An 11,562-nucleotide genomic window follows, 5' to 3' on the forward strand; every position below is an offset into this window, starting at 1 on the left:
CAGAAGAGTAGGACTCGTCGAGCAGAACGCTCCTAGGGTCGACGCGTGGTCCAGTTCTACGTCGACGGCTACCGGACGGGCGACCCGTTCCTCGAGGAGCCGCACCCCTCGGTGCGCGACCGGCCGGACGGGCTCCCGGAGACCACCGACGTCCTCGTCGTCGGGTGCGGCCCGGCCGGCCTCGTGCTGGCGGCGCAGATGGCGAGCTTCCCCGAGCTCCGCACGGTGGTCGTCGACCGCCGGGACGGCCCGCTCGAGATCGGGCAGGCCGACGGGGTCGCGTGCCGCACCGTCGAGATGTTCGGGGCGTTCGGCCTCGCCGACCGCGTCATCGCCGAGGGCTACCAGGTCAACGAGGTCGCGTTCTGGCGCCCGGACCCCGACGACCCCTCCGCCATCACGCGCACCGGCCGGATCCAGGACGTCGAGGACGACCTGTCCGAGATGCCGCACGTGATCGTCAACCAGGCGCGGATGCTCACCTACCTGCGCGAGCACATGGCGCGGTCGGCGGCGCGGCTCGAGCCCCTCTACGGGCTGCAGGTGGACGGGATCACGGTCGGGACCGGCGACGAGCCGGTGACGGTGACGCTCGCGCACGTCGAGGGCGGCGCGGCGACCGGCGAGACGTCGACGATCCGCGCCCGCTACGTCGTCGGGTGCGACGGCGCCCGCAGCGCCACCCGCACCGCGATCGGCCGCGAGCTCGTCGGCGACCCGATGAACCAGGCCTGGGGTGTCATGGACGTCCTGGTGGTCACCGACTTCCCCGACATTCGGCTCAAGAGCGCGATCACGTCCGCCGAGGGCAGCATCCTGATCATTCCGCGCGAGGGCGGGTACATGGTGCGGCTCTACATCGAGCTGGACTCCGTCGACGGCGTCCGCGACGTCACGCCCGAGACGCTCGCCGCCGTCGCCAACCGGATCCTCCACCCCTACGTGCTCGAGGTGCGCGACGTCGGGTGGTGGTCGGTGTACGAGGTCGGGCAGCGGCTCTGCGACAGGTTCGACGACGTGCCCGCGGGCTCCGACGGCCGTCTCCCGCGGGTGTTCATCGCCGGCGACGCCTGCCACACCCACAGCGCCAAGGCCGGCCAGGGGATGAACGTGTCGATGGCCGACACGTGGAACCTCGGCTGGAAGCTCGCCGCCGTCCTGCGCGGCCGGGCGCGCCCGGAGCTGCTGCACACCTACTCCGAGGAGCGGCAGGAGGTCGCGCGGGAGCTGATCGACTTCGACCGCGAGTTCGCGGCCATGTTCAGCGCCCACCCCGGGGGGCAGGGGGCGGACCCGGAGAAGTTCCAGCGTTACTTCCGCGACCAGGGCCGCTTCACCGCGGGCGTCGCGGTCCGGTACGCGCCGTCGATGATCACGTCCGGCGCGGCGCACCAGCACCTCGCCGAGGGCCTGCCGGTGGGCATGCGGTTCCACTCCGCGCCGGTGATCCGGCTGGCCGACGCCAAGCCGATGCACCTCGGGCACGTCGCGCGGGCCGACGGCGCCTGGCGGCTCCACCTCTTCGCCGACCGCGACGGGTCCCGGCTCCGCGCGCTGTGCGCGTTCCTCGCCTCGCCGGCGTCCCCGGTGGTGCGCCACACCCCCGCCGGCGCCGAGCCCGACGAGGTGATCGACGTCCGGGCGGTGTTCCAGCAGGGTCACCGCGACCTCACCGTCACCGACCTTCCGCCGGCCCTGCTCCCGCGCAAGGGACGGTTCGGGCTCGTCGACTACGAGAAGACCTTCTGCCCCGACCCCTCGGTCGACGTCTTCGACCTGCGGGGGATCGACCGCGACGCGGGCTGCGTCGTGGTCGTGCGCCCGGACCAGTACGTGGCCCACGTCCTCCCGCTGGACGCGCACACCGAACTGGCGGAGTTCTTCGCGGGGGTGCTGACCGAGGCGCGGTGACGACCCGGGCCCGCGAGACGCTTCGGTTTCCGAAGCATCCGGCCGGTCGCTCCCTCGGCCCCGCGTCGAGCGCCGGCTCGTCGACCCGGTCCCGCGGGACGCTTCGGTTTCCGAAGCATCCCGACGGTCACCCTCGGCCCCACCCCGCCCGCAGCTGGGCGTCGATGCCGTCCGGTCCGTCGGTGCGGTTGTCGACCGCGAGGTGGGGCACGGGCGGCGGGACGTCCGGCTGCATCCGGGCGGCGAAGGCGTCGAAGGACGCGAGCTTGCCCGCGTCGTGGTCCCGACCCCGTGACGCGATCCGCCGGCGCAGGGTGGCGGCGTCCGACGCGACCCAGACCAGGTGCACGGGCGGGCCACCGAGCTCGTCCACCCACGCCCGCCAGCGGTCGACGTCCCGGATCTGGCCCGTGAACGGTGCGCTCAGCAGCACCGGGCACCCGCGGGCGCGGATCTCCCGGGCGACGGCGGTCATCCCGCCGTACTCGTGCACCTTGACGTGCTCGTCGTACCAGGGCCCCTCGCGCTCCCCGGGAGGACGACCGGCCGCCGCCAGCGTCGCGGCCACGAAGCCGCCGTACATCGTGTCCTTGTCCAGCAGCGCCGGCACGGGCTGCAGCAGGGCCAGCAGCCGGTCGGCCACCGTCGACTTCCCCGACCCGGGCGGTCCCGCGACCACCCAGACGTCCGCCGGCTCAGGCACGGCGGAAGGAGGGGTAGCCGGCGGCCGCCTCGCGCAGGCACCGCTCCCGGTAGAGGCCGACGCCGCCGGGGTAGTCGGACGACGACGCGACGGGCATCGTGCCCGCCACCTCGTGGTGGTGGGCGATCCAGGCGTCCTCACCCGCGGCCGTCGCCTCCAGGGTCCCGAGACCCACGGCGTGCAGGTCGGCGATCGCCTGCGCGATCCACTCGACCTGCACCTGCCGGCAGGTCGTCATGAGGCACCGGTCCGACGGGGGCGTCAGCGGGGCCGCGGTGGTGAACAGGTTCGGGTAGCCGTGCTTCGCGAGCCCCAGGGCGCTGCGCGCCTCCCGTCCCCACTCCTCGGCCAGCACCCGCCCGCCGTGCCCGCGCACGTCGATGCGCGTCAGGGCGTCCGGCCCACCGTCGAACGTCGAGGTCAGGACGATCACGTCCAGCGCGTGCACCGTGCCGTCGGACAGCTCGATGCCCTCGGGCACCAGGCGGTCGATCGGGGTGTGCGCCAGGTCGACGAGGTCGACGTCGTCGCGGCCGAACACCTCGAGGTAGCCGGAGTCCAGGCGCACGGGCCGCACCCCGAACCCGCCCCGCGGCACGAGCACGTCGGCGAGGCCGGGATCGGGGAGCCGTGCCCGCATCGCCGCCCGCACGGCGTCGCCCGCGTCCGCGGCCCCGGGCGCACCGAGGGCACCCGTCCACGCCGACCTCGTCCCGTCGCCGAGCGTCGGCACGCGCTCCTCGTCGCCGGTCAGGGTGTGGACGACGGTGTCGCGGAGCTCGGCGAACCGGCTCCGGTAGGCGTCCCGCTCCCGCCAGCCGAACACCGGGTTCGCGCGGGGCAGGAGGTCGACGGGACCGGTGGCGAAGACTGTCAGCCGGGACACCCGGTCGACGATCGTGGGCACGAGCTGGACCGCCGCCGCGCCGCTGCCGAGGACGCCGACCCGCTGCCCGGCGAGGTCGTACCGGCCCTCCGGCCAGCGCGCGGTGTCGAGGACCGGCCCCGCGAAGTCGCCGCCGATCAGGTCGATCGTCCGCTCCGCCAGCAGGCCCGTGCAGGCGACGACGAACCGGGCGTCGAGGGTCTCGCCGCGGTCGGTGCGCACGGTCCAGCGGCCGCGCTCCTCGTCGAGGTGCACCTCGACGATCCGGGTGCCGAGGCGGATGTCGCGGCGCAGGTCGAGCCGGTCGGCGACGAAGCGCAGCCACCGCTGCACCTCGTACCCGGCGGGGTAGCGCTCGCTCCAGCCCCAGTCGCGGTAGAGCTCCTCGGCGAAATCAGCGAACAGGTACTGGTACCCGTGCCCCTCGGAGTCGAGGTGCGAGCCCGGGTAGCCGTGCCACCACCACGAGCCGCCCACGTCGTCGGCGGCGTCGTAGGCGCGCACCCGCAGACCCTGCGCCCGCAGCAGGTGCAGCTGGTACAGGCCGGCGACGCCCGCGCCGATGACGACGGCGTCGAGCTCCTCGACCGTCACCGCAGCACCAGCGGGCCCGGCGGTGTGGGCGCGGCGCCGTCCTCGGGTCGCACGAGGTGGACGGAGACGTCGACCGTCACCGCCCCGTCCCCGCTCCGCCCGAACTCGAGGATCATGAAGTGGTCGCGACACGGGTCGCCGGAGCCGCGGAGCGGATCGGAGTACGTGGCGGTGCCCAGCGGCTCACCGTCCAGCGGGAACGGGCTGGTGTGCTCGGGTCCCTCGCCCTCGGGTCCGGCACCGAAGTGGTTGCCGGCGGCGGGGAGCAGCGTCAGGGGCGAGGCGACGAGCTCGTGGAGCACGTGCGCGCGGTCCGTCAGCGTCACGCGGGCGTAGCGGGCGTAGTGGACGTCCCCGGAGAGGATCAGGACGTCGTGGCCCGCCGAGGCGAGCGCGTCGCACAGCCGCCGGTACTGGTCGGCGTGGTCGGGCAGCCCGCGGTCGAGGAGCCGCGGGAAGAAGTCACGGGCCGGGGCGAGCAGCGGCTGGCCCGTCACGAGCACCCCCGGCACGTCCAGCCCGCGGATCCACGCGAGCAGCTCCCCGAAGTCGTCCTCCGCCATGAACCGCTCGACCGGGCTCCACGGCCACCTCGGGCGCTGGCGGCGGACCCGGGTGTCGGCCAGGAAGAAGGCGAGCTCGCGACCGTCCGGGCCGATGTCGAACCCGACGGTCCGCTGGGTGTCCTGCACCTTGTGCAGGAAGTCGCGGGCGTGGAGCTCCCACCGCTCCCGGGTGCGGCGCCGGAGCAGGGTGATCCAGGCCAGCGGGTTGGCCGGGTAGTTGTTCCAGAACTCGTGGTCGTCGGTGACGAAGAAGTTCCCGCCGTGCGCGAGCAGGTGGTTGAGCTTCTCCCAGGTCCGCGAGTAGGTCCGCGAGATGTGCCGCTTCATGCGCGACTGCCCCATCGGCAGCAGGAAGTCGCGGTACGGCGCGTCGAGGTAGACCTGGTCGCCGACGAGGAACTTCACGTCCGGCCGCAGACCCAGCCGGCGCACGTCCTGGTAGCGCGCCGCGACGCGACCGGTCGGCTCGCCCGACGGCGGTCCCGTGCGGAGCAGGCTCGACAGCGCCACCCGCGCCCGCCGCAGCCGGCGGCCGACGCCCAGGGTGGGCCGGGCCCACCGCGGCGGGGCGGCCCGGGTGAGCAGTGAGCCGGTCTGGCCACGCTCGTCGCGGTCCTCGCAGTAGCAGGACGCGAGGAGCACGCGGAACGGCTGGTCGCGCAACGACGTCGGCAGCGTCCGGAAGCTCGCCACGACCCGGTCGCCGTCCTCGCGCGACCATGCGCTGCGCCGGGGCAGGTACCAGACGGTGTACTCCGTGCCCGGCGTCAGCCCGGCGAGGTCGACGAACCAGATGCGGGTGTCGGTGCTGCGCGGCGCGACGTTGGTCATGAGGTGGTCCGGGTCGCGCTCGTCCGGCGACCAGGCGTGGACGACCTGCTCGCCGTCGCGTACCTCGAGCGACCAGCCCCGTTCCTTGAGCTCGGCCTGGATCCAGAGCCGCGCACCGGAGACGGTCGGGCGGTGGATCACGACCTGCATGCCGGCATCCTGCCGCGCCCCGGCGTGCGCGGCGAGGCGCTACGGCACCGGGGCCTCGCTCGCCGCTCCGGGGGACGGGGCCACCGGCATCCCCGGCCTCGACCGTCGAGCGGGCCGGGGGGCGGGCTGGGGTGTCGGCTCGTCCCGCAACGCCTCGCGCCAGGCCCGGCGCGGGTCGGCCGAGCGGATCTCGGCGAGGGGCTCACGCAGCTCGTCGAGCTGGCGGCGGACCTCGGCGAGATCGGCGGCCTCGCCCACCTGGTCCTTGACCGCGGTGGCGTACTGCTTGGCCTGGGTTACCATCCCGGCCACCGCGCGGATCGCCGCCGGGAGCCGCTCCGGGCCGATCACGAAGAAGCCGACGAGGGCGAGCAGCAGCAGCTCGCCCATGCTCATCCCGAACACGGCTACTTCACCTCCTTCTCGAGGGGTGACGGCTGGTCGTCGTCGAGGTCCTCCCAGCCCGGGTCGCGGCGGGCGCGACGGCGGTCGTGCAGCCGGCAGACCTGGGTGGCGGCCTCGAGCAGCACGCAGAGCGCGGCGCCCAGCACCGCCATGGAGATCGGGTCGCCGCCGGGCGTCGCGACCCCGGCGAACAGGAACGCGCCGAAGATCATGCCGCGGCGCCAGCTCGCCAGCTTCCGGTAGGAGACGACGCCGACGCGGTTGAGCATGATCACCACGAGCGGGGTGAGGAACGCGACGCCGAAGACCACCATGAGCGACAGGACGAGGGAGTAGTACTCATCGCCGCGCAGCGCCGTGGTCTGCACGCTGTTGCCGACCATGAGCAGGAACCCGAGCGCCTCCGCGACGACGAGGTACGCGATCACCGCGCCCCCGGCGAAGAGCACCGAGGCGCTGCTGACGAACAGCACCGCGCCCCGGCGCTCGTGGCGCCGCAGACCGGGGGTGACGAACGCCCACAGCTGCCCGAGCCACCCCGGCGAGGACAGGACCACGCCGGCGGTGATCGCGACCTTGAGCCGCAGGACGAACTGGTCGAAGGGCCCGGTGGCGAGCAGCCGGCACTCGCCGGCGCCCAGCCCGGCGCGCGCCGACGACGGCAGGGAGCAGTAGGGCTCGAGCAGCAGGGAGCCCAGGGTGGGTGCCCCGAAGACCGCGTTCTCGTACCAGACGAACCCGGCCACCGTGCCGACCGCCACCGCGAGCAGCGCCCAGGCCAGACGGCGACGCAGCTCGAGCAGGTGGTCGAGCACCGACATCGTGGCGTCGGGGTTCCGGCGCCGCCGGCCGGGCCACCACCGGCTCGCCCGCAGCCGTCGCAGGTCCGGCACCGCCTAGACCGTCGAGGCGTCGGTGGACCTCGCCGGGGCGGCGTCGGCCGACGGCGTCGTGCCTGCCGGCCGCGCGGACCCGGCCTCGACGGCGGCGGGCGCCGGCGTGGGCGACTCCGCGGGCGACGGGGACTCCCCGTCGTCGCTCAGGGCCTTGGTCTCGGCCTTGAAGATGCGCAGCGACCGGCCGATGCCGCGGGCGGCGTCGGGCATGCGCTTGGCGCCGAAGAGCAGCAGGACGACGACGAGGATGACCAGCCAGTGGGTGGGGCTGAGGGCTCCGGTCATGACGGTTCCTTCCGAGAGCGTGCGGGGGAGCGTGCGTGGTGGAGACGGGGAAGCGAGGTGATCTACATGTTCTCGGCGCCCTGCTTGATGGCCTCCCGGATGCGGGAGTACGTGCCGCAGGCGCACATGTTGCGGATCTCGTCGATGTCGTCGTCGGTGATCGACCCACCGTCGGCCTGGACCTTCTTCACCAGGTCGACGGCGGCCATGATCTGGCCGGGCTGGCAGTAGCCGCACTGCGGGACGTCCCGGTCGATCCACGCCTCCTGCATCGGGTGCAGGTCGGCGCCGACGGTGTCCGGGAGGCCCTCGATCGTGGTGACCTCGTCGGTGGGCTGGATCGCGCTGACCGGCACCGAGCAGGGATTGAACGCCCGGCCGTTGATGTGGCTGGTGCAGGCCTTGCAGACGTTGATGCCGCAGCCGTACTTGGGCCCGGTGATGCCGAGGACGTCGCGCAGCACCCAGAGCAGGCGCACGTCGTCCTCGATGTCGACCGTCACGGGGCGGCCGTTGACCTTGAAGGTGCGGGGAGGCATGCGGGGCTCCTCAGCTCGCGGGGTTGAAGGCCGGGCCGGCCGCGGACGGCGTCGGGTAGGCCGTGAGGCCGTCCGTGGGCGACGGGGGCAGCGGCGGGACGAACTTCTTCACCTCGAACGGCACGTCCTTGGTGTGGCCGATCGGGAAGCTGGTCGGCATCTCCCCGACGGCCCGGGCGTAGGCGCACGCCACCGCGGCCGTCGCCGCACCCACGGCGAGCTCGCCGGCGCCGCCGGGCCGGTCGCCGCTCGGCGGCATGACGATGACGTCGATCTCCGGCGGGGCGTTCCAGTGCCGGGTGTAGCGGTAGTCGTCCCAGCTGCCCTCGAGGAAGTTGCCGTCGCGCAGGTGCAGGCTGCCGGTGAACACGTGGGCGATCCCGGTCATGACCCCGCCCTCCATCTGGGCCTTGAGGCCCAGCGGGTTGATGGGCAGGCCCACGTCGACGGCCACCGTGACCTTGCGGACCCGCGGGCCGGTGGTGGCCCCGCGGATCTCGCGCTCGGCCGTCTCCGGGCGGGTGTCGACCTCGGCGAGCACGGCGACCGAACCCTTGTACTCGTTGTGCACGATCACGCCCTGGGCGACGCCCTCGGGCAGGTCCCGTCCCCAGTCGCCCTCGTCGCGGACCGCCTCCAGGCAGGCCTTCGCGCGCTCGTCCTCGACCCGGTTCAGGCGGAACTCCATGGGGTCCTCGCCGAGCTTCGCGGCGAGCTGGTCGACCATGAGCTCCTGCGCGGGCCGGAAGTCCTGGTTGTTGAGGTTGCGGACACTGCCGGTGGCGAACCGGTCGAAGTCGAAGATCTCGTTGTAACCGAACACGATCGCGCCGAGGTCGTACGGCACGCTGGCGGTCAGCAGGAAGACGGTCTGCGAGAGCGTGAGCTCGTTGGCGAAGGGCAGCTTCGCGGCCTGCGACGTGATCATGTCGCCGAAGGACTCGGTGTAGTCGGTGGCGACGCTCGTCTGCCGCTGCTCGAAGCTGACGACCTCGCCGAGGCCCGGGCTGTAGGTGGCCTTCACCCGCGAGATGCACATCGGGTGGACGCGACCGGCACGGCACTCGTCGGCGCGGTGCCACATGAGCCGCACGGGCTTGCCGATCTCCTGCGAGACGCGCGCGGCGTCGAGCGCGGCGTCGCTGAAGAGCCGGCGCCCGAAGGCGCCGCCGCCGCGGGGGACGTGGACGGTCACCTGGGCCGGCGTCATGCCGAGGACCTGGGCGAGCTGGCTCTGGGTGACGATCGGGATCTGGCTGGGGGTCCAGACCTCCGCCTCGCCGTCGCGGACGTCGGCGATGGCGACGTTGGGCTCCATCGCGGCGTTGCTGCGCCAGTAGAAGACGAACTCCTGCTCGAGCGCCTCGACCGGGCCGACCTCCCCGAGGGCGTCGGTCGCGAGGGGGACGACCCCGCCCACCTCGTCCAGCGGGGTCGGCGACGGCAGGTTGGCCGGTGCGTCGGCCGCGCGCAGCTGCTCGAGGATCGTCTCGTCGGACTCGTCGTCGACGTTGCCCCCGCCCCAGCTGATGTCGAGGGCGTTGACCGCGTCGATGCACTGTCCGAAGGTCCGGGCGCGCACCGCGACCGCGGACGAGGTGGTGCCCCGGCCGGGCTCCGCGTCGGTGGAGATCTCGGCGACGTCGGTGACCCCGGGCATCGTGCGGACCTGGTCGAGGTTGTTGACCGACTCGACCGTCCCCTTGATCGTCGGCGGCCGGGCGATCATGGTCGGCAGCGCCTCGGGGACGTCGAGGTCCATCGTGTACTTCTTGGTCCCGGTCACCGCCGCGCGCACGTCATCGCGGCGCGTGTCGGTCCCGATGACGGTGAACTCGTCGACCGGCTTGAGCTCGGTGATCGCCTCCCGCGTCACGGAGTTCGCCGCCGCGGTGGCCAGCTCGGCGAACGGGACGCTCGAGCCGGCGGTGGACAGCACCCGGCCGCCGGTGGTGCGCAGGTTCTCGGCCTCGTCGCCGAGGATCGTGGCCGCCGCCTCGACGAGTTGCCCGCGGGCGAGCGCGGCCGCCACCCGGACCGGCGTGTAGATGGAGATGACCGACGCCGACCCCTGGGTCTGCTGGTTGAACAGCAGCTCGGGGCGCGCGTCGGCGAGGGTGACGTTGACGTCGGAGACGTCGATGCCCATCTCCTCGGCGATGAGCACGGCCGCCGTGGTCGTGATGCCCTGGCCGCTCTCGGCCCGCGGAATGCTGAACGAGACGGTGCCGTCCTCGTTGACGACGACCGTGATGAGGTTCGCCGTCGCGCGGGTGGAGTCCAGCAGGAGGTCGGAGAGGTCGTAGACCTCCGACACCTCGGGGGCCGGCGAGGGCAGGGCGTTGGCCTCGAGGACCGAGTCGGCGGTGAGCTTCACGCCGACGGCGAGGGTCGGGGCGGCGATCAGGTACCCGAGGAAGCGGCGACGTTCCATGCCGGCGACGGTGGGCCGCGTCCTGTCCGCCGGTCGGCGGGACGGTCGCGGGGCGGAGCGGTGCTTGGCCGGCATCGCGGTCCTTTCGGCGTGGTGGAGCCGTTCGTCGTAATCCATAGCGCTTGAAGGAGTAACGACTTTGGTCACGGAACGGTAACGGACTCCTGTCAAGATCATTAAACTGTGTCGGCGAACAAGCTTGCCGACGTCCCTGAACAGGACTTTTGCGTCGGAACCGGATCTGGGCGCGGGTGCCCCACGGCGAGGCGCGCGCCGGCGGCCCGGTCTGGGCCAGGATCAGGACTCCACACGTCCCTCCACCCCGACGGGCCTGCCGATGCGCTACGACGACGACGCCCAGCTCGACGCCTCCGAGGTCACGGACACCCGCGGCGAGGGCGGCGGGTCCGGCTCGGGGTTCGGGGGACTCGGCGGTGGTGGGGGAGGCGGCCTCCTGCCGCTGCTCATCGGGCTGCTCTTCCGCGGGCGAAGCGGCAAGGTCAGCTGGGTCCTCATCGTCGTCGTGGTGGTCGGCTTCCTCGCCGTGACGTTCCTCGGGGGCGGGGGCGGCCAGGGCTCGTCGATCGCGGGCGCGTTCGGCGAACCCGGCGGGCCGGCGGTGGCGGGCACGTCGGAGCTGGCCAGTGAGTGCCGGACGGGCGCGGACGCGAACACCAACGCCGACTGCGCGATCGTCGCCGACATCAACTCGATCCAGGCGTACTGGGCGGGCGGCGGCTACGCGCAGATCGCACCGCGGGTGCGGGGCGCGCAGCCGCGCTACCAGAACGTCGACACCGTGTTCTTCAGCGGCCGGGTGAACACCCGCTGCGGCAGCGCCGACTCCAGCTCGGGGCCGTTCTACTGCCCGGCCGACGACCTGGTGTACATCGACCTGACCTTCTACGACCAGCTGCGCCAGCAGTTCGGGGCCCAGGGCGGGCCGCTGGCCAACGCCTACGTGCTCGCCCACGAGTACGGCCACCACGTGCAGGACCAGCTCGGCACCCTCGGCACCACCGAGGCCGCGTCCGCACGGCAGGGCGCGCAGTCCGCGGCGGTGCGCGTCGAGCTGCAGGCCGACTGCTACGCCGGGGTCTGGATGAACAACGCGACCCGGCCACAGGGCGGGCGGCCCGCGTTCATCACCGAGATCACCCAGGCCGACCTGGACACCGCGGTCGACGCCGCGACGCGCATCGGCGACGACTACATCCAGGGCCAGCTCGGCGGCGGCACCGTCGACCCCGACTCGTTCACCCACGGCACGTCGGCCCAGCGCAAGAAGTGGCTCACCACGGGGTTCACCACCGGCGACCCCGCCCGCTGCGACACGTTCCGGACGAACGACCTGGGGTGAGG

The 11,562-nt window shown here is 73.2% G+C and carries 10 protein-coding genes; 2 read left to right on the top strand and 8 right to left on the bottom strand.

Features of this window, described 5'->3' with window-relative positions; all coding sequences use genetic code 11:
• The first annotated feature begins 45 nt into the window (after window positions 1-45).
• On the top strand, window positions 46-1,911 hold the full coding sequence (locus tag ACQPYN_RS06995) for an FAD-dependent monooxygenase (protein WP_433035043.1): 1,866 nt from the start codon (window positions 46-48) through the stop codon (window positions 1,909-1,911).
• 127 nt (window positions 1,912-2,038) lie between these two features.
• Here ACQPYN_RS06995 and ACQPYN_RS07000 read toward each other — a convergent pair whose 3' ends face one another.
• The 8 genes from ACQPYN_RS07000 to ACQPYN_RS07035 form a co-directional block, all read right to left on the bottom strand.
• Entirely contained in the window at window positions 2,039-2,614 is a 576-nt protein-coding gene (locus ACQPYN_RS07000; RefSeq protein ID WP_433035046.1) for an AAA family ATPase, read from the bottom strand.
• On the bottom strand, window positions 2,607-4,094 hold the full coding sequence (locus ACQPYN_RS07005) for a flavin-containing monooxygenase (RefSeq protein ID WP_433035049.1): 1,488 nt from the start codon (window positions 4,092-4,094) through the stop codon (window positions 2,607-2,609). Before ACQPYN_RS07005 ends, ACQPYN_RS07000 begins: the two co-directional genes overlap by 8 nt.
• A complete protein-coding gene (locus ACQPYN_RS07010) occupies window positions 4,091-5,641 on the bottom strand; it encodes a hypothetical protein (protein ID WP_433035052.1) in 1,551 nt (516 codons plus the stop codon). Before ACQPYN_RS07010 ends, ACQPYN_RS07005 begins: the two co-directional genes overlap by 4 nt.
• Window positions 5,642-5,680: 39 nt before the next feature.
• The gene (tatB, locus tag ACQPYN_RS07015; protein WP_433038765.1) at window positions 5,681-6,037 is read right to left on the bottom strand and encodes a Sec-independent protein translocase protein TatB; all 357 of its coding nucleotides are present in this window, start codon (window positions 6,035-6,037) and stop codon (window positions 5,681-5,683) included.
• 11 nt (window positions 6,038-6,048) lie between these two features.
• The gene (gene tatC, locus ACQPYN_RS07020; protein ID WP_433035055.1) at window positions 6,049-6,939 is read right to left on the bottom strand and encodes a twin-arginine translocase subunit TatC; all 891 of its coding nucleotides are present in this window, start codon (window positions 6,937-6,939) and stop codon (window positions 6,049-6,051) included.
• Between the two features lie 3 nt (window positions 6,940-6,942).
• Entirely contained in the window at window positions 6,943-7,227 is a 285-nt protein-coding gene (tatA, locus tag ACQPYN_RS07025) for a Sec-independent protein translocase subunit TatA (RefSeq protein WP_433035058.1), read from the bottom strand.
• 62 nt (window positions 7,228-7,289) lie between these two features.
• Entirely contained in the window at window positions 7,290-7,766 is a 477-nt protein-coding gene (locus ACQPYN_RS07030) for a (2Fe-2S)-binding protein (protein ID WP_433035061.1), read from the bottom strand.
• A gap of 10 nt (window positions 7,767-7,776) precedes the next feature.
• Window positions 7,777-10,200 carry a molybdopterin cofactor-binding domain-containing protein gene (locus tag ACQPYN_RS07035; protein WP_433035064.1) on the bottom strand — a complete coding sequence of 808 codons (2,424 nt, stop codon included), beginning with the start codon at window positions 10,198-10,200 and terminating at the stop codon, window positions 7,777-7,779.
• Window positions 10,201-10,537: 337 nt separating this feature from the next.
• Between ACQPYN_RS07035 and ypfJ the strand changes: the two genes are divergently transcribed.
• Window positions 10,538-11,560, top strand: coding sequence for a KPN_02809 family neutral zinc metallopeptidase (ypfJ, locus tag ACQPYN_RS07040; RefSeq protein WP_433035067.1), 1,023 nt, complete (start codon window positions 10,538-10,540; stop codon window positions 11,558-11,560).
• The last annotated feature ends 2 nt before the right edge of the window (window positions 11,561-11,562 follow it).

Origin of the sequence: Actinomycetospora sp. CA-053990 (assembly GCF_050948445.1) — a bacterium.
Lineage (GTDB): Bacteria > Actinomycetota > Actinomycetes > Mycobacteriales > Pseudonocardiaceae > Actinomycetospora > Actinomycetospora callitridis.

Bases quoted from the DNA above. Each gene is read 5' to 3' on its own strand.
- ACQPYN_RS07010 (WP_433035052.1), bottom strand. From the start codon at position 5,641: ATGCAGGTCGTGATCCACCGCCCGACCGTCTCCGGTGCGCGGCTCTGG.
- tatB (WP_433038765.1), bottom strand. From the start codon at position 6,037: ATGAGCATGGGCGAGCTGCTGCTGCTCGCCCTCGTCGGCTTCTTCGTG.
- tatA (WP_433035058.1), bottom strand. From the start codon at position 7,227: ATGACCGGAGCCCTCAGCCCCACCCACTGGCTGGTCATCCTCGTCGTC.
- ACQPYN_RS07030 (WP_433035061.1), bottom strand. From the start codon at position 7,766: ATGCCTCCCCGCACCTTCAAGGTCAACGGCCGCCCCGTGACGGTCGAC.
- ACQPYN_RS07035 (WP_433035064.1), bottom strand. From the start codon at position 10,200: ATGGAACGTCGCCGCTTCCTCGGGTACCTGATCGCCGCCCCGACCCTC.
- ypfJ (WP_433035067.1), top strand. From the start codon at position 10,538: ATGCGCTACGACGACGACGCCCAGCTCGACGCCTCCGAGGTCACGGAC.